Here is a 16,684-nt window from a genome sequence, read left to right on the forward strand (position 1 = left end):
TTGCATGCGGTTCATGCGGAATCAGCGTGCGGCGAGCTGCGGTTTCGCGCCGTCCCACAGCGCCCACTGCCCCTGCTTCACGACGAGATACACGGTGCGCGCACCGGCGACACGACGCGTCTGCGGATCGAAGCGCACCTTGCCGAAGATCACGCTCGGTACATCGCTGACCTTCGCGAAGCCGTCGTGCGCGGCCTGGCGCGTCGTGCCGTAGCGGCGCAGCACCTCGGCCGACAGGATCAACGCGTCATAGGCGCGCGCGACGAACGAATCGGGATCGGTATGGAATTTCGCGCGATAGCGCTGCACGAACGCCTGTACTTCGGGGCGCGGCTCTGCCGGGAAGAAGTTCGATTCCGTAAAGACGCCTTCGACGGCCGTGCCGCCCAGTTCGAGGAATTTCGGCGAATACACGGAGCCGACCGCCGCGATCGGCAGCGCGACGCCCGACGTGCGTGCCTGCCGCACGATCTGCGCGCCGTCCGCGTAGTACGAGATCAGCACGATCGAATCGGGCTTCGACGCGCCGATCCGCACGAGCGTCGAGCGGAAATCCTTCTCCGCCGGCTGGTAGCCTTCGGCCGCGACGACCTGCGCGCCGAGCCCGGCCACCGCCTTCGCGAAGATGTCCTTGCTGGTGCGGCCCCAGTCGGTGTTCAGGTACAGCACCGCGATCCGCTTGAAACCGAGTTCCTTCACCGCGTAGCGCGCCAGCAGCGGCTGCTCTTCGGCCTGGCTCAGCGCGGTGCTCCACAGATAGTCACCGCCCTTCGTGAAATCCGGATGCGAATTCGTGAAGCCGAATTGCACCAGTTGCCCGCGCTGGTAGATCGGCGACGCGGCCATCGACGTCGCGCTCGAGAAGTCGCCAAGCTCGATCGCGATGCGCGGATCGGCGACGAACTTCTGCGCGATCGCGACTGCCTGGCGCGGATCGCTGCGGCTGTCCTGGAAGTCGATCGCGAGCGGCCGGCCGTGTATGCCGCCGCTGCCGTTGATCTCGTCGAGCGCGAGATCGAAGCCGCGCTTCCATTGCTCGCCGTATTGCGCGTCCTGGCCCGTGAGCGGTCCGCTCACGCCGACCACCACCGGCTCGCCCGACACGCCCGCCGCGAGCGCGCCGCCCGTCGACAAGCCCCATGCGGCAGCGAGCGCCGCCACCGTGCCCAGCACGCGCCGCCATGCGCCGCGTACGTCGTTCCCCGAAACGTTCATGCCGCCCCCACCTTCAGTCAGTCGAAAAGAGTGAGGGCATGTAACCATCCGGTTCAGGGCGATCCAACGAAGTTTTGCGCATATCGATATCGCGTGCCGCGCGAAGCGGATCGCGCTCGCGAACGGTCATCCGTTCGACCCGCTTGGCACGCGCCATCGACACACATCGCATCGCGTTGATTCGATTGGTGTTTCCTTCGCGTCGCCACGCGCAACCGATGCGCGGGCTTGTGCAACCGCACGCTGCAGCAATCGCACGCTTCGCAGTTTTCGCGCTGTCGATAGCAAAAATCATTATATGAATCACGCATGCTCGCACTTCTACAATGCGTAAATCGCATCATCGGAACGCGTCATGGAGCTGCATCAACTCGAAGCCTTTTCCGCGGTCATGTCGGCCGGCAGCGTGACCGGCGCAGGCGAGCTGCTCGGCCGCTCGCAGCCTGCCGTCACGCGGCAGATCCAGGAGCTCGAAGCCGATCTCGGTTACGCGCTGTTCGACCGGCACGGCCCGCGCGTCACGCCGACGCGGCGCGCGTTCCTGCTGTACGAGGAAGTCGAACGCTCGCTGGTCGGCCTGCGCGCGATCGAGGCACGCGCACGCGCGCTCGGCGATGAAACGGCTGAACCCGTGCGCATCGCGGCCACGCCCTCGCTCGCGGCCACACTCGTGCCCGCCGCGCTTGCCGCGCTGCCCGACGACGCACACGCGCCGCACTATCAATTGCGCAGCGAATCGGCCGAGCATGTCGTACACGAAGTGCTGGCCGGCACGGCCGACGTCGGCGTCGTCACGCTGCCGATGGCGCATGCCGGGCTCGACGTGCACTGGATCGCGCAAACGCCGTGCGTCGCCGTGCTGCCCGCCGGCGATCCGCTTGCGGCGAAGCCGCGCATCGCGCTGCGCGATCTCGCGCGCCGCCGCATCGTGACGGTCGCGAACCGGCACCGGCTGCGCCAGCGGATCGACGCGGCGTTCGCGGCCGCGCGCGTCGATGCACGCGTGTTCATCGAAACCAATGCGTCGCTGAATGCGGTGATGGCCGCGCGTGCGGGTATCGGGATCGGCATCGTCGATCCGGCGACGGGCGTCGCGCTGCCGGTGGACGGCGTCGTCGCGCGGCCGCTCGACGTCGACATCCCGTTCGCGTTCGGCGTCGCGACGCCGGCCGGCAAGCCGCGCACGGCAGCCGTCGATGCGCTGCTCGACGCGCTGCATCGCACGACACGCACGCTGCTCGACGACGTGATCTTTCACGACGCAGCCGCGCACGACGCGCTGCTGCGCGGCGACCGGCTACGCAGCGAGCGGGCGACACGCCCACCTCGCACGACACGTGCGCGCCGCACGCGCCCGGAGGCCGCATGACGACACAGCTCGACGCACTCGAAGCCCGGCTCGCGCAGGATCTGCGCTGGCTCGACCTGCCCGCGCCGTCGTGGGTGCCGCCGCGCGAAGCGGACGGCACGCGCGTGCTCGACGTCGCGATTGTCGGCGGCGGCATGGCGGGGCTCGCGGCGTCCGCCGAACTACGCCTGCTCGGCATCGACAACCAGTGCGTGATCGATCGCGCGCCGGCCGGCTACGAAGGGCCGTGGGTCACGTTCGCGCGAATGGACACGCTGCGCTCGCCGAAGCAGCTCGCGGGCCCCGCGCTCGGCCTGCCCGCGCTGACGTTCCGCGCCTGGTTCGAAGCGCAGTACGGCCGCGATGCATGGGAGGCACTCTACAAGATTCCGCGTACGCAATGGATGGACTACCTGCGCTGGTATCGGCGCGTGCTCGACCTGCAGGTGCGCAACGACACCACGCTCGTCGCGCTGCGCGCGCGCGACGACGGGCTGCTCGCGCTCGACGTGCGCGGCAACGGCGAAGCGCAGACGCTGCTCGCGCGACACGTCGTGCTCGCGACCGGCCGTGACGGGCTCGGCGGCCCGTATGTGCCCCCCGTCGCGCACCGTGTGCCACGCACGCGCTGGGCCCATTCGTCGGAGCCGATCGACTTCGCGGCGCTCGCGGGCAGGCGTGTGGGCGTAGTCGGCGCGGGCGCGTCCGCGTTCGACAACGCGGGCACCGCGCTCGAAGCCGGCGCCGCGCGCGTCGACCTGTTCTTCCGCCGCGCGGACATTCCGCGCATCAACAAGCTGACCGGCATCGGCAGCCCGGGGCTCGTGCACGGCTATGCCGATCTCGACGACGCGACGAAGTGGCGCTTCATGCACTACGCGTTGACGTCGCAGACGCCGCCGCCCCGCGACAGCGTGCTGCGTGTGTCACGCCACGAACATGCGCACTTTCATGCGGGCAGCCCGATCGAGACGCTTGCCGACCACGCGGACGGCCTCGACGTCAAGACGCCGCGCGGGCGCTACACCGTCGACTTCCTGATCTTCGCGACGGGCTTTCATTCGGACTGGACGACGCGCGAGGAATTTACGTCGTTCGGTTCGCAGGTGCGACGCTGGAAGGATCGCTATCGCCCGGAACCTGGCTTGTGGCTCGACGAACTCGCGGAGTCGCCCGATCTCGGCCCCGCGTTCTCGTTCCAGGAGCGCGAGCGCGGTGCGTGCCCGGCCGTCACGCGAATCCATTGCTTCAACCATGCGGCGAGCCTGAGCCACGGCAAGCTGTCCGGCGATATCCCCGCCATCAGCGCGGGCGCGAAGCGGCTGGCGCGCGGTATCGCAAGCCGGCTGTTCGATGCCGACCGCGATCGCCACTACGACGCGCTCGTCGCGTATGCGAATGCCGAGCTGCAAGGCGACGAATGGCACGACGCCGATGCATGAGCCCGCGTCCATCGATCACTCAGATGAAGAAAGGAAACCGAAACGATGACTGATTCCGTCACGCCGGCCGTTGAGCCGGATACGATCGACGCGGTGGCCGGCCTGCGCGACGGCGATGCCGTCGCCGCGCTGCGCCGCGCGCGCCACAAGGTGCTGCTGCACACGCAGCTGAGCGAAGCCGCGCTGTTCGACCCTGCATTGCGCGATCTTTCGCTGGTCGAGCGGCTGCATGCGGCACGCTATGTCGCGCGGAAATCGAATGCGCACGCACTGGCCGACACCTATCGCGCCCGCCTGCTCGACGCAGGCGGCACGATCGACGACATGGGACAGGCCGATGCCGACGCGTTCGACGCGCTGCCTCACCGTCTCGGCGCAATCCTCGCGCATTCGAAGCGCCTGACGCTCGCCCCTGTCGACGCACGCGCCTCCGATCTCGACGCACTGAAGTCGGCCGGCCTCACGACACCCGCGATCGTCGCGCTGTCGCAGCTCGTGGCGTTCGTCGCGTATCAGTTGCGCATTGCCCTTGCCGCGCAGGCGCTTCAGGCGCGTGCCGCCAAGGAGGCTGCATGACGACGACCGCTCATGGCTTCACGTCCGACACGCTCGGCTGGCACGCGTGGCTCGACACGGTATCGCTCGATGCCGCGACGCCCGATCAGCTGGCGGTGCTCGAAGCAAGCCACCCGCAAGCGAAGACGTCCGACTATTACCTGCTGCTCGTCCACCTTCCCGAGATCCTGCGGCAACGCTCGGGCGTGTTCAACGCAATCATGTACGGCCCCGGCGGGCTGTCGCGCGCGGAGCGCGAACTGGCCAGCACGGCCGTGTCGCGCGTAAACGGCTGCGTGTATTGCGCGTCGGTGCACGCGCAGCGCTTCGCGCAGCTCGCGAAACGCACCGATGCGATCGAGCAGGTATTCGACGATCCGGCGACGGCCGGTACGACGGCACGCGAACGCGCGATCATCCGCTATGCGATCGCGCTAACGGAACGGCCCGACGCGATCGACGAAAGCGCCATTACCGCACTCGAAGCCGAAGGGCTGACGCATGAAGAAATTCTCGACCTGTCGCACGCGGTCGCGATCTTCGCGTGGGCGAATCGGCTGATGCTGACGCTGGGCGAACCGGTGTTTCCGGAACCGGCGACCCGCGCCTGACGGCACGAAACGGAGCGTGACGCAGGCGCCGCCCGCGTCACGCCTTGTGCGTCGACAGCAGGATACTCGTCTCGGTATTCGCGATCCCGTCGATCAGCCGGATCGCACCGAGCACGCGATCGAAGTGCTCGAGCGAATCGGCATGCAGCTCGGCGACGAGATCCCAGCGGCCGTTGGTGCTGTGGATCGACGCGACGTTCGGATGCCCGCGCAGCACCTTCACCACTTCCGCGCCGCGATTGCCCTGCACGGCGATCGACATCAGCGCGCGGATCCGGTGGCGTTCCGCCGCCGGCTTGAGCCGCACCGTATAGCCAACGATCACGCCGTTTTTCTCGAGCCGCGTCAGCCGGTTCTGCACGGTCGCGCGCGCGACGCGCAATTCCTTCGCCAGCGCGACGACGGGCAGTCGCGCGTTGTCGCGCAGCAGTGCGATGAGTTGCCGGTCGACGTCGTCGAGCGTGATCATGAACGGGCCTTCCTGTTGAGCGTGAGCCGGCCGCCAGCGTGCCGGAGACTGCGCATTCCGACCAGCACAAACTGAACAAACTGCCGGAATCGGCTGGCGATTTGCCAAGTCTATCGATAAATCTGCCACTTTTGCCGTCTTTTTGTTGGCTCGACTCACGGAAATAATGACTCCATCGATCGGCAGAACACGCCGCGCCGCGCTTTTCAGGAAGCCCGAGGCCCGCGCCGAAGCACCGCCCGGTCGACCAGAACGCCAGGACACCCGTACCGGCACTGAATATGGAGACAGACCGATGACCCGCTTCCTCGACGTTCCCGCCACCGCCCGCCTGATCGCCAAAACCGGCGTCACGACGTTCCTGCGCGAACTCGTCGACACGCTGCGCGCCGATTACCTGCACTGGGCCGACTTCGACAAGTCGCCGCGCGTCGCGTGCCATTCGCGCGACGGCGTGATCGAGCTGATGCCCGTCGCGAACGCGTCGCTGTTCGCGTTCAAGTACGTGAACGGCCACCCCGTCAACGCGGCGCGCGGCATGCACACGGTGATGGCGTTCGGCGCGCTCGCCGAAGTCGATACCGGCTACCCGCTGCTGCTCGCCGAACTCACGCTCACCACCGCACTGCGCACGGCCGCCACGTCGGTGCTCGCCGCGCAGCTGCTCGCACGGCCCGATTCGCGCAAGATGGCGCTGATCGGCAACGGCGCGCAGAGCGAATTCCAGGCGATCGCGTTCCACACGCTGCTCGGCATCGACGAAATCCGCGTGTTCGACGTCGATCCGCTCGCGACCGACAAGCTCGTGCAGAACCTCGCCGCCTATCCCGGGTTGCGCGTCGTGCGCGCCGCATCGACCGCCGACGCCGTGCGCGGCGCCGACATCGTGACGACCGTCACCGCCGACAAGGCGTACGCGACGATCGTCACGGCCGACATGATCGAGCCCGGCATGCACCTGAACGCCGTTGGCGGCGATTGCCCCGGCAAGACCGAACTCGAAGCGGGCGTGCTGCATGCAGGCCGCGTGTTCGTCGAATTCGAGCCGCAGTCGCGCATCGAAGGCGAGATCCAGCAGATGCCGGCCGACTTCCCCGTCACCGAGCTGTGGCGCGTGCTGCAAGGCGAGACGACTGGCCGCGAACGCGCGGACGAAGTCACCGTGTTCGATTCGGTCGGCTTCGCGCTCGAGGATTACTCGGCGCTGCGCTACCTGTATGCGCTCGCGCAGCAGCACAACGCGGGCGTCGAGATCGCGCTGATTCCGCCGGCCGTCGATCCGAAGAACCTGTTCGCGCTGATCGACGACCCGGCTGCGATCGCGCAGGGTCACGCGGCGTTCGTGACCGAAGCCGTCGCCGCGTTCGCACGCTGACCGTCATCCGCGGGCGGCCCGTGCGCCGCCCGTTTTCCTGCCTTTCGCTCCAGCCTTCCATGAATCTCGTATCGATCCAGGCGCCGGCCGCCGTCGTGATGATCCGGCCGCACCGCTTCCTGCCGAACCCGCAGACCGCGGCCGACAATGCGTTCCAGCGCACGGCCAGTGGCGGCTCGGGCGACACGCCCTCGGTATCCGAGGCCGCGCGCGACGAAGTCACGGCCGCCGCGCAGACGCTCGCCGATGCGGGTGTGCGCGTGCATGTATTCGACGATCACGGCGAGCGCGACACGCCCGACTCCGTGTTCCCGAACAACTGGTTCTCGACGCACCCGGGCGGCCACGTCGCGCTGTTTCCGATGTATAGCGCGAACCGCCGCCGCGAGCGACGCGCGGACGTGATCGAGATGCTGAAGGCCGAATATCGCGTCCAGGACGTGATCGACTACTCGGGCCTCGAATACGACGACGTGTTCCTCGAAGGCACCGGCGCGATGGTGCTCGACCACGTCGCGCGCATCGCTTACACCGCGCGTTCGCGCCGCGCCGATCCGGTCGCACTCGAACGCTTCTGCACGAACTTCAATTTCGAGCCGATCTGCTTCGATACCGCCGATGCGAGCGGGCGGCCGATCTATCACACGAACGTGATGATGAGCGTCGCGACCGAGTTCGCGATGGTCGGCCTCGACCTGATCGCCGACAGCCGGCGCCGCGGCGAGATCGCGCAACGCCTGACCGAAACGGGGCGCGCGGTGATCGCGCTCGATCAATCGCAAATCGAAAATTTCGCAGGGAATACGCTGGAATTGTCGGGCAAGGACGGGCGTGTGCTTGCGCTGTCGCGACGTGCGTTCGATTGCCTCACACGGGACCAGCGCGCGGTGATCGAGCGCTCCGCACGGCTGCTGCCACTTGACGTGCCGACGATCGAACTGGCCGGCGGGTCGGTGCGCTGCATGCTCGCGGGGATTCATCTCGCGCGGCGAACCAAAGCGCCGGACTCGGCCGCCGTGGAATCGGCCGCACCGTTGCATGAAGCGGTGCCGCAGGTCTGACCGACGCTCGATCGTGCAAACGAAAACGGCTGCCGATGCAACGGCAGCCGTTTTTTTTGAGGTCGTCGAACCCGCGAGCGTCGACAGCATCGCGGCATGCTCAGGTATCCGGACGATACCGTCACACCCCGCACCGTTCACCCAGCCAGCAGCTTCAACCCGGCCGGCAGCGTCTCGCCGAACACGCGCACCGTGTCGGCTTCGTCGAACGCGATCGCCTCGCGCACCATGTCGATCCAGGCCGAGGACGCATTCGCCGCCGACAGGCGCTTGATTACGGCCTCGCGCGTATCGTCTGGCAAATCGCGTGAACGGTCGCCCGTCATCCGCGCAATCTGCGCAGCCGCGAACGCAGCCGGTTCGACCTGCTTCCAGTCGAGCGCGAACAACGCATCGAGCCAGCCATTGACGACTTCCGCCGGCACGACACTGTGCGCGCTGCCATAGAACGGCCGGCGCGCGCCGATACGCCCGAGTGCCCATGCGCACAGCGCGCGCTCGGCGGGCTTCTGCAATTGCGCGATCAGGCGTTCGGCCAGTTCGACCTTGCGCTCGACGGGCAGCCGTTCGAGCGACGCGGACAGCCGCGTCATGTCGGCCGGGCCGACCTTGCCCGGATCGAACGGCAGCTTGCGCCGCTTGTCGTCGGACGGTTCGAGGAACGCGATCGCGTCGCGCACCTGCGTCTGCGCATCGTCGTCGAGGCCGCCGGCCACGCGCCGCCACAGCGTCCACCACTCGGACCACACCTGTCCGTCGGTCACGTATTGAATGCCATCGTCGAACAACGGCCACAGCTGCTCGATGCGCCATGCATCGAGCGGATGACCGAAACCCGGACGCAGGCAATAACCCGCGAGGTTCAGCCACGCGCGCTCGTGATCGGCCGAACGGCGACGACGACGTGCACGTGCGAGCAACGCGTCGAACAGTTCGCGCGCGAGCGCGACGTCCCAATCCTCACGCGCGCCGAGCACCTGTTCAAGTTGCGCGCGCAACCGGCGCGTGTCTTTCGGCGTGACATCGGCGGCCTTGCTGCCGAACGAGCGCTCGATCAACTCGATCGCCTGGTCGAGCCGCGGATGCCGCGCGGGCCCCGCATCGTCGCCGTGAACAGGTGCATCGCCGCGCAACTGAAATTCGAGCCGCCAGCGGCGCGCCGCGTCGTCGGTCGCGATGCAGTGCATTTCGAGCGTGCCGACTTCGGTCAACGACGCGGTGAGCTTCACCGGCGTTTCGCGCGTGTCGCTGCCCGCCTTCGCATCGACGACCGTCGCGATCGGCGGCAGCCGCACGAAATCGCCGCCGTCGAGATCGACGAGATCGCCGGGTTGATACTGGGTCTCGGCCACCGTCGACACGAGGTGGAAACGCACGGGCTGACCGAGCTGCAGCGCGAACGTGCGTTCGTCGAGCCGGATCTCGCGGCCCTCTTCCGCACCACGCGGCAGCAGGCAGACGCCGCGCGCGGCGGCATCGGCCGCGCCGTCGTCGAGCACGAGGAAGTAGCTGCGCGCGGAGCCGCCGCCGATGCGCGGCGCATGCCCGGCGCGCGCCAGCCCGTACGCGACCGCGCCACGTGCGACGGCCACGTCCGGATGCGCGTTGTGCAGCACGTCGAGCCGCGCGCCGCGCCACGCGCCGAGCGTCTGCGCGAGGCGGCCGGCGAGCGCGCCCGCACGAAACACGCCGCCGTTGAGCAGCAGCGTGTCGGGCAGCGGGCCTTCCGCATGACGATTCAGGAACGCGGCAACGTGGCGCGTGACGGCCGCGTCGCTCGCATACGGCAAGCCGAATTCGACGATCGCCGCACGCGCACGGCGCGGCAGCTCGCCCGCTTCGACCTGCGGAAAGAAACCGTCGACGACGATCTGTTCAACTTCCTCGCGCGTCAGCTCGGCCGAGCGCGCGCCGCCCACGAGCTTGCTGCCCGTGCCGAGCAGCGTGACGGTGACGGACGCCGGCGCATCGTCGCCGAGCAGCCGCTCCTTCGCCGCGCGGCAACGCTCGACGAGCTGCGACAGGCTCGCGGCCGACAGCCGCGTGCCGGGCTCGGTCAGCCGCGTCTCGACCAGGCGCGCGAGCGCGAGGTCCATGTTGTCGCCGCCGAGCATCAGGTGATTGCCGACGCCTACACGTGTGAAGGTCGGCTCGCCGTCGTCGCCCGGCGCGACATCGACGAGCGTGAGGTCGGTCGTGCCGCCGCCGACGTCGCAGATCAGCACGCGCCGCGCCGTGGCAAACGTGTCGCGCAGCGTGTCGCGCTGGCCATACAGCCAGTCGTAGAACGCGGCCTGCGGCTCTTCCAGCAGCCGCAGCGCGGGGAGCTTCGCGCGCCGTGCGGCCTCGACCGTCAATGCGCGCGCGCCGTCGTCGAACGACGCGGGCACCGTCAGGATCACGTCCTGCTTCGCGAGCGGCGCATCGGGAAAGCGCGCGTCCCACGCGTCGCGCACATGCGCGAGATAGCTCGCGCTCGCGTCGACCGGCGACACCTTGTCGACGCCGTCGGCCGCGCCCCACGGCAGGATCGCCGCGAGCCGGTCGACCGCTGCGTGCGACAGCCAGCTCTTGGCGCTCGACACGAGCCGGCCCGGCACCTGCGCGCCGAGCGTGCGCGCGTAGCGGCCGATCACGGCCGGCGGCGCGTCACCCGTGCCGCTGTCACGAACGATTGACCGGCCGTCACGGCCGCCGCCCGAACGGGCGGCCGCGTCGCGCGCGCCGGCCGCTTGCCACGGCAGCCGCAGCGCGTCCGGCGGCAGTTCGCCGGCCGCCGGGTGATAGCGCACCGACGGCAGCAACGGCTGCGCGGCCACCGCACCGGGGCCGACCAGCTGCTCGACGTCGAACACGCGGATCGCGTCGGAACCGGCCTCGACGTACGCGACGACCGTATTGCTCGTGCCGAGGTCGATGCCGACCGTATAACGCTTCATCGCGCTCAGGCGGCGCCGCGCACGTCGAACTCGACCTTCCAGCGCTCGTTCGTGCCGCTCGGGATCGCCTCGAGTTCGAGCGTGCCGGCTTCGGTCACGCGCGCATGCAGCTTCACCGGCACGACTTCGCCGACGGTGCGCCCTTCGGCGGGCAGCGTCGCCTGGATTTCTTCAAGCTCCTGCAGCTCTTCCGCCGACCAGTAGTCGAGCAGCGTGCCGACCTGGTCCTGGCGGCGCACCGACGACCCGAAGAAGCGGAACTGCACCGGTTCGCCGACGACGAGGCCGAATTCCTGCGGCGGAAGCGCCGCGTCCGAACCTTCCTCCATCCCGAACGGCGCGACGCACAGCGCCTGCACCGGCGGTTCGAGCCCCGGCACCGCGGGCATCGCCGATTCGATCGCGACGTAGTACGCACGTGCCGTGCCGCCGCGAATGCGTACGCCACGGCCGCGCTTCACGTAGCCGTAGTACGCGGCGCCGCGCGCGACCGCGAGGTCGAGATCGGCGCCTTCGAGCAGGCGGGCGGGCGGCGCGCCTTCGGACGCGAGCCAGCTGTTGAGCGTGTCGAGCACGCGCTGCGTGAGCAGCGTCGACTTGAACACGCCGCCGTTGAACAGCACGGCAGTCGGATGCAGGAACGTCGCGCCCTGCGGCAGCGTGCGCTGCACGCCTTCGAGCGCGTCGAGCGCCGCGACCTGGCGGCCGAGGAACGCCGCGAGATGGCGCGTGATGCCCGCGTCCTGCGCATACGGCAGGCCGAGCTGCGTCAGGCCGACCCGTGCGCGGCTCACCGGGCGCGCAGCCGCATCGACCTGCGGGAAGAAGCCTTCGAGGATCGTCTGCGTGAGTTCGGCGCGCGTGAGTTCCGTGCGGATCGAGCCGCCGATCAGCTTCGAGCCGCGGCTCGGCACGACGAGCGGCACCGCGTCGGTCGTCGGGTCGGACAGCAGCGTTTCCTTCGCGGAGCGGCACGCGTAGGTCAGCGCGCGCAGTTGCCACGGATCGGCCTGCGTGCCCTGCTGCGCGAGCTTGCGCGCGACCACGTGCGCGAGCGCGAGGTCCATGTTGTCGCCGCCGAGCAGGATGTGCTCGCCGACCGCCACGCGATGCAGTTCAAGATTGCCTTCGCGCTCCACCACCGCGATCAGCGACAGGTCGGTCGTGCCGCCACCGACGTCGACGCACAGGATCAGGTCGCCGACCTGCACCTGCTTGCGCCAGCCGCCCTGGCTCTTCTGGATCCAGCTGTACAGCGCGGCCTGCGGCTCCTCGAGCAGCGTCATCCGCGAGTAGCCGGCAGCGCGGGCGGCCTCGGCCGTCAGTTCGCGCGCGGCCGGGTCGAACGACGCGGGAATCGTGACCGTCACGTCCTGATCGGCGAACGGCGCGTCGGGATGCGCATGGTCCCACGCTTCGCGCAGGTGCGTCAGGTAGCGGATCGAGCTTTCCAGCGGCGACACGCGCGACACTTCCGGCGGCGCATCGCTCGGCAGGATCGCCGCGCGGCGGTCGACGCCCGGGTGGCACAGCCAGCTCTTCGCGCTCGATACGAGGCGGATCGGCGTGCCGGCGCCGCGCGTGCGCGCCATTTCGCCGACCGCGAAGGCGCGCGAGGCCGTCCAAGGCAGCGTCAGGTCACCCTGCGTCAGTTCGCTTTCATGCGGCAGGTAGAGAAACGACGGCAGCAGGTCGCGCGATTCCAGCGCGCCGGGCGCGGTCAGCTGCGCGATCGGCAGCACCTGCTGCGCGATCTTTTCGCCGTCGCTCGCGCTGCTGTCGACATACGACAGCGCACAGTGGGTCGTACCGAGGTCGATACCGATCGAATAGCGCGGATCGCTCACAGTTCCACCTCCGCCGGTGCGACCACCGAGGCGTCGTGGCTGCCCGTCAGCTTCGGCAGGCGCACGTCGGCCACGCGCCAGCCGCGATGGCTGACCGTGCCCGTGAACGGCGCGGAGCCGACCACGTTGCCCGTCACGCGCACGGCCGTCGCGTCGAAGCCGGCCGGCAGCGTCACACGGCTGCCTTCGGCCTCGTCGCGCACCGGCACGATCGTGAAATGTTCGCGCAGCGTGGCGCGGCAGCCGTCGTGCACGAGGCGTGCGGCGGCGCCGATCTCGGCGTCCGCGTAGCCGGCGATGTCTTCCTCGACGAAATCGATGAAGCGCGCATCGCGCTGCAGCAGGCCGAGCAGTTGCAGCGCGGCCTGCGGGCTCGCTTCGCGCAGCTCGGGCGCCGGCGCCTTCACGGGTGCGGGTGCGGGCGCCGGTGCAACGGGCGCGGCGGCCGGGGCCGCGGTCGGCACGACCGGTGCCGGGGCGCCATCGCGCACGCGCAGCACGCCGGCCGCGAACTCGCGGTTGCCGAGCACGGAGAAAAACGTGCCGACGGCCAGCGACAGCCGGCCGAAGAAGGACAGGTTGGATTCGGGCATGGGGTCTGGACTCCTGTGGGCTCGCGACATGGCGAGCGTTCTTGCCTGGGCGCCCGGCGGCAGCGTGCGGATTGCGCACTGGCGCCGCCCGGCGCGTGATTCGGTCGCGCCCTCGCGGGTGCGGAAAACCCGTATTTTGCCCTGTGGCGGGCGAACCGGGCAGAAGTTGGGGGACAGAACATCGCGACGCGGCGGTTTTGGCCGCGCCGGATCGTGACGGATTGCACGTCAGGCACGATCGATCGCGATGCTGCGCCGCGTCAGCGCGTGTAGCCGCGCAGCACTGCCTTCGCTTCGAAATCGCGCGACAGCATACCGAGCGTGACTTCGCCGAAGCGCGCCAGCAGCGACGCTTCGGCATCCTTCAGGGTCGCCGACAGATGCGCGTTGACCGCCTGTTCGACCAGGCATTCGGGCTCGTCCTCGGGCACCAGGTCGGAGAACAGCGGCGGCTCGCCCACTGCGCGATAGACGTCGAGCAGCGTGATGTCGTCGAGCGCGACGCTCAGCACCCAGCCGCCGCCGTGACCTTTCTCCGACTGCACGTAGCCGCAGTCGCGCAAGCCGCCGAGCAGGCGCCGCACGACGACCGGATTCGTGGCCAGCATCGTCGCGATCGTCTCCGACGTCAGCGGGCCGTCGGCCTGGTCCATGTGGATCAGCGCATGCAGCATGCGCGACAAACGGCTGTCGGTTCTCACGGCCAGTGCTCTCCTTTCTCGGAACTCCTGAAGTTGCATGAATGATACCACCGCCCTATCATGTAACTTTTCGTGTTTCATGAGTTGGCCGCCAGCGGAGCACGTGTGTCATTCACGCAGGTTCGGAAAGGAGTTGATGGATGGATACCCATCATGAAGTGATCGTGGTCGGCGGCAGCTTTGCAGGACTGTCGGCCGCGATGCAGCTCGCACGCGCACGCCGACGCGTGCTCGTGATCGACGCGGGCCGGCCGCGCAACCGGTTTGCCGAGCACGCTCACGGCTTTTTCGGGCAGGACGGCAAGCCGCCCGCGCAGATCGTCGCGGAAGCTTCCGCGCAGCTCGCCGCGTATCCGACGGTGCGGCGGATCGAAGGCGAGGTGCGCACGGCCGGGCGCGATGCCGACGGGCGCTTTCACGTGACGCTCGCCGACGGCAGCCGCGCGAGCGCCGACCGGCTGATTCTCGCGACCGGCATCCGCGACGAACTGCCCGCGCTGCCGGGGCTCGCCGAACGCTGGGGCATCAGCGTGCTGCATTGTCCGTATTGCCATGGATACGAGGTGAGCGGCCAGCGGCTCGGCGTGCTCGCCACGCATCCGCTTTCCGTGCATCAGGCGATCCTGATTCCCGACTGGGGCCCGACGACGTGGTTCACGCAGGGGGTGGTCGACGCGAACGAGGAAGAAGCCGCGTTGCTCGCCGCGCGCGGCGTGCGCATCGAGCACTCGCCCGTCGTCGAGATCCTCGGCGATGCGCCGCGGATCGACGCGCTGCGGCTCGCCGACGGGCAGGTCGTGCCGATCGATGCCTTGTTCGTCGGCGCGCGCACCGGCATGGCGAGCGACCTCGCACAGCAGCTCGGCTGCGCGTTCGACGAAGGGCCGCTCGGCAATGCGATTCGCGTCGATACGTGGAAGCAGACGAGCGTCGCCGGCGTGTATGCGGCCGGCGACGCGTCGAGCCTGATGACCAACGCGACGTTCGCGTCGGCGTCGGGCGTTGCGGCCGGCGTCGGTGTGCACCGGTCGCTGATCTTCGGGCTGCACGCGTAAGCGCAAGGCGGCGTGCAGCCGGATGTCACGCGATGCGCGGCGCGGCGTCCACCGCCGGTTGCTCGCCGACTTCCGTGCTGCACTCTTCCAGCGACATCCGCCGCGTCTCGCGTCCGTTCAGCCACCACAGGCCGGCCGCGAGCGGCCCCGGCAACGCGAGCACCAGCAGCACGACCAGCGCGGCCGACGGCGAGCCCGACATCGCATAGACGTTGGTCAGCATCAGCGGCGCGATCACCGCGCCGAGCCGGCCGATCGCGACCGATACGCCGAGCCCCGTCGCGCGAATCCGCGTCGGCAGGATCTCCGACGACACGACATAGCCCGAGATGTACGCCCACGTGACGCCGAACTGGATCAGGCAGTAGCCGAGCACCATGCCGGGCAGCGCGTGCATCGCGTAGATGAACACGATCGCCGCGACGGTGAACGTGTAGCTGACGAACAGCGACGCGCGCCGCCCCCACGCCTCGACGAGCACCGCCGCAACGATGCCGCCCGCGAGCGCCGCGGCGTTGCCGATCATGTAGTAGAGCGGCATATCGGTCGACGGCACCTTCATGTAAGGCAGGATCACGAGCGCCATCAGCGACAGCACGCCGTACACGACGGCCGCCTGCGAGAAGTTCAGCGCTCCGGCCAGTGCGCAGCGCGCGCGATACGCGCCGAACAGCTCGCCGACGTTGCGCCAGAACGCGGGCGCCTGATGCGCGAAACGGGTCGGCACATAGCGTTTCGTCAATTGTGCACGATCGGCCGGTGCGTGCGAATCGCGCGCCGCGCTCGCGACGATCTGCTCGACGATCGCATCGGCCTCCGCCACGCGCCCCTGCTGGATCAGCCAGCGCGGCGACTCCGGAATCACGCGGCGAATCCAGAAGAACACCAGCGCCATCGTCGTGCCGAGGCCGAAGCCCACACGCCACGCCCACTCGGCCGGCAACTGGTTCAGCACCAGATACGACACCGCCGCCGACAGCAGCGCGCCGACCGGAAAGCCCGACAGGATCAGCGCGTCGGTGCGGCCGCGATGGCGCTTCGGGATGAACTCGCCCATCGTCGCGGTCACCGCCGAATATTCGCCGCCGACGGCCAGCGCCGTCATCGCGCGGAAGAACAGGAACGACGCGTAGTTCCACGACAGCACGGTCGCGACGCTGAAGAACGCGTACCAGAGCAGCGTCGCGAGGAACAGGCGCTTGCGGCCGTAGCGATCGGCCAGATAGCCGAACGCGATCGCGCCGACCAGCATCCCGAACACCCAGATGCTGACCGCGAGCGAGCCCTGCGCGGCGCTCAGGTGCCAGTGCGACTTGAGCACGCCGAACACGCTGCCGATGATGTTGGTTTCGAACGAATCGAGCGCCCAGCCGACGCCGAGCGCGACCAGCATCAGCGTGTGGAAGCGTGTCCACGGCAGGTTGTCCAGACGCGCGAGCGCGTCCGTTTCGATCGGGTGAGACGGTTTCATGA

General features: G+C 69.0%; 15 protein-coding genes. 7 read left to right on the top strand and 8 right to left on the bottom strand.

Annotated features, from left to right (window positions below; all coding sequences use genetic code 11):
* Nucleotides 1–21 precede the first annotated feature (21 nt).
* Both KEC55_RS24315 and KEC55_RS24320 read right to left on the bottom strand, forming a co-directional pair.
* On the bottom strand, nucleotides 22–1,215 hold the full coding sequence (locus tag KEC55_RS24315; protein ID WP_282507686.1) for an ABC transporter substrate-binding protein: 1,194 nt from the start codon (nucleotides 1,213–1,215) through the stop codon (nucleotides 22–24).
* A 13-nt stretch (nucleotides 1,216–1,228) separates the two neighbouring features.
* Nucleotides 1,229–1,510, bottom strand: coding sequence for a hypothetical protein (locus KEC55_RS24320; RefSeq protein WP_282507687.1), 282 nt, complete (start codon nucleotides 1,508–1,510; stop codon nucleotides 1,229–1,231).
* Nucleotides 1,511–1,570: 60 nt separating this feature from the next.
* Between KEC55_RS24320 and KEC55_RS24325 the strand changes: the two genes are divergently transcribed.
* Genes KEC55_RS24325 through KEC55_RS24340 form a run of 4 tightly spaced genes read left to right on the top strand, consistent with a single transcriptional unit; the run spans nucleotide 1,571 to nucleotide 5,171 of the window.
* On the top strand, nucleotides 1,571–2,584 hold the full coding sequence (locus KEC55_RS24325; RefSeq protein ID WP_282507688.1) for a LysR family transcriptional regulator: 1,014 nt from the start codon (nucleotides 1,571–1,573) through the stop codon (nucleotides 2,582–2,584).
* A complete protein-coding gene (locus KEC55_RS24330; protein ID WP_282507689.1) occupies nucleotides 2,581–4,005 on the top strand; it encodes an NAD(P)-binding domain-containing protein in 1,425 nt (474 codons plus the stop codon). The genes KEC55_RS24325 and KEC55_RS24330 overlap by 4 nt, the downstream gene beginning before the upstream one ends.
* Nucleotides 4,006–4,050: 45 nt before the next feature.
* Complete coding sequence (locus KEC55_RS24335; RefSeq protein ID WP_282507690.1) at nucleotides 4,051–4,581, top strand: CMD domain-containing protein; 531 nt, start codon at nucleotides 4,051–4,053, stop codon at nucleotides 4,579–4,581.
* Complete coding sequence (locus KEC55_RS24340) at nucleotides 4,578–5,171, top strand: peroxidase-related enzyme (RefSeq protein ID WP_282507691.1); 594 nt, start codon at nucleotides 4,578–4,580, stop codon at nucleotides 5,169–5,171. The genes KEC55_RS24335 and KEC55_RS24340 overlap by 4 nt, the downstream gene beginning before the upstream one ends.
* A 37-nt stretch (nucleotides 5,172–5,208) precedes the next feature.
* On the opposite strand, the gene KEC55_RS24345 is transcribed toward KEC55_RS24340, so the two are convergent.
* Nucleotides 5,209–5,640: an Lrp/AsnC family transcriptional regulator gene (locus tag KEC55_RS24345; protein WP_006479718.1), complete on the bottom strand. Its 432-nt coding sequence runs from the start codon at nucleotides 5,638–5,640 to the stop codon at nucleotides 5,209–5,211.
* Between the two features lie 295 nt (nucleotides 5,641–5,935).
* Here KEC55_RS24345 and KEC55_RS24350 point away from each other — a divergent pair, with 295 nt between their 5' ends.
* Both KEC55_RS24350 and ctlX read left to right on the top strand, forming a co-directional pair.
* On the top strand, nucleotides 5,936–7,015 hold the full coding sequence (locus tag KEC55_RS24350; protein ID WP_282507693.1) for an ornithine cyclodeaminase: 1,080 nt from the start codon (nucleotides 5,936–5,938) through the stop codon (nucleotides 7,013–7,015).
* A 59-nt stretch (nucleotides 7,016–7,074) separates the two neighbouring features.
* A complete protein-coding gene (gene ctlX / locus KEC55_RS24355) occupies nucleotides 7,075–8,076 on the top strand; it encodes a citrulline utilization hydrolase CtlX (RefSeq protein WP_282507694.1) in 1,002 nt (333 codons plus the stop codon).
* A 137-nt stretch (nucleotides 8,077–8,213) separates the two neighbouring features.
* Here the strand turns inward: ctlX and KEC55_RS24360 are convergent, their stop codons facing one another.
* The 4 genes from KEC55_RS24360 to KEC55_RS24375 all read right to left on the bottom strand — a co-directional run bounded on the left by KEC55_RS24360 (nucleotide 8,214) and on the right by KEC55_RS24375 (nucleotide 14,156).
* The gene (locus tag KEC55_RS24360) at nucleotides 8,214–11,015 is read right to left on the bottom strand and encodes an Hsp70 family protein (RefSeq protein WP_282507695.1); all 2,802 of its coding nucleotides are present in this window, start codon (nucleotides 11,013–11,015) and stop codon (nucleotides 8,214–8,216) included.
* A gap of 5 nt (nucleotides 11,016–11,020) precedes the next feature.
* Nucleotides 11,021–12,862 carry an Hsp70 family protein gene (locus KEC55_RS24365; RefSeq protein ID WP_282507696.1) on the bottom strand — a complete coding sequence of 614 codons (1,842 nt, stop codon included), beginning with the start codon at nucleotides 12,860–12,862 and terminating at the stop codon, nucleotides 11,021–11,023.
* The gene (locus KEC55_RS24370; RefSeq protein ID WP_282507697.1) at nucleotides 12,859–13,455 is read right to left on the bottom strand and encodes a DUF2760 domain-containing protein; all 597 of its coding nucleotides are present in this window, start codon (nucleotides 13,453–13,455) and stop codon (nucleotides 12,859–12,861) included. The genes KEC55_RS24365 and KEC55_RS24370 overlap by 4 nt, the downstream gene beginning before the upstream one ends.
* Before the next feature lie 260 nt (nucleotides 13,456–13,715).
* The gene (locus KEC55_RS24375) at nucleotides 13,716–14,156 is read right to left on the bottom strand and encodes an Rrf2 family transcriptional regulator (protein ID WP_176046300.1); all 441 of its coding nucleotides are present in this window, start codon (nucleotides 14,154–14,156) and stop codon (nucleotides 13,716–13,718) included.
* A gap of 140 nt (nucleotides 14,157–14,296) precedes the next feature.
* On the opposite strand from KEC55_RS24375, the gene KEC55_RS24380 reads away from it, so the two are divergent.
* Nucleotides 14,297–15,211, top strand: a complete 915-nt coding sequence (locus KEC55_RS24380) for an NAD(P)/FAD-dependent oxidoreductase (RefSeq protein ID WP_282507698.1) — start codon at nucleotides 14,297–14,299, stop codon at nucleotides 15,209–15,211.
* A 25-nt stretch (nucleotides 15,212–15,236) separates the two neighbouring features.
* Here the strand turns inward: KEC55_RS24380 and KEC55_RS24385 are convergent, their stop codons facing one another.
* A complete protein-coding gene (locus KEC55_RS24385) occupies nucleotides 15,237–16,682 on the bottom strand; it encodes an MFS transporter (RefSeq protein WP_282507699.1) in 1,446 nt (481 codons plus the stop codon).
* Nucleotides 16,683–16,684: the final 2 nt, after the last annotated feature.

The sequence above is a fragment of the Burkholderia cepacia genome, assembly GCF_029962485.1.
Lineage (GTDB): Bacteria > Pseudomonadota > Gammaproteobacteria > Burkholderiales > Burkholderiaceae > Burkholderia.

Bases quoted from the DNA above. Each gene is read 5' to 3' on its own strand.
- ctlX (WP_282507694.1), top strand. From the start codon at position 7,075: ATGAATCTCGTATCGATCCAGGCGCCGGCCGCCGTCGTGATGATCCGG.
- KEC55_RS24315 (WP_282507686.1), bottom strand. From the start codon at position 1,215: ATGAACGTTTCGGGGAACGACGTACGCGGCGCATGGCGGCGCGTGCTG.
- KEC55_RS24350 (WP_282507693.1), top strand. From the start codon at position 5,936: ATGACCCGCTTCCTCGACGTTCCCGCCACCGCCCGCCTGATCGCCAAA.
- KEC55_RS24325 (WP_282507688.1), top strand. From the start codon at position 1,571: ATGGAGCTGCATCAACTCGAAGCCTTTTCCGCGGTCATGTCGGCCGGC.
- KEC55_RS24330 (WP_282507689.1), top strand. From the start codon at position 2,581: ATGACGACACAGCTCGACGCACTCGAAGCCCGGCTCGCGCAGGATCTG.
- KEC55_RS24340 (WP_282507691.1), top strand. From the start codon at position 4,578: ATGACGACGACCGCTCATGGCTTCACGTCCGACACGCTCGGCTGGCAC.
- KEC55_RS24370 (WP_282507697.1), bottom strand. From the start codon at position 13,455: ATGCCCGAATCCAACCTGTCCTTCTTCGGCCGGCTGTCGCTGGCCGTC.
- KEC55_RS24320 (WP_282507687.1), bottom strand. From the start codon at position 1,510: ATGATTTTTGCTATCGACAGCGCGAAAACTGCGAAGCGTGCGATTGCT.
- KEC55_RS24345 (WP_006479718.1), bottom strand. From the start codon at position 5,640: ATGATCACGCTCGACGACGTCGACCGGCAACTCATCGCACTGCTGCGC.
- KEC55_RS24360 (WP_282507695.1), bottom strand. From the start codon at position 11,015: ATGAAGCGTTATACGGTCGGCATCGACCTCGGCACGAGCAATACGGTC.
- KEC55_RS24385 (WP_282507699.1), bottom strand. From the start codon at position 16,682: ATGAAACCGTCTCACCCGATCGAAACGGACGCGCTCGCGCGTCTGGAC.
- KEC55_RS24380 (WP_282507698.1), top strand. From the start codon at position 14,297: ATGGATACCCATCATGAAGTGATCGTGGTCGGCGGCAGCTTTGCAGGA.
- KEC55_RS24335 (WP_282507690.1), top strand. From the start codon at position 4,051: ATGACTGATTCCGTCACGCCGGCCGTTGAGCCGGATACGATCGACGCG.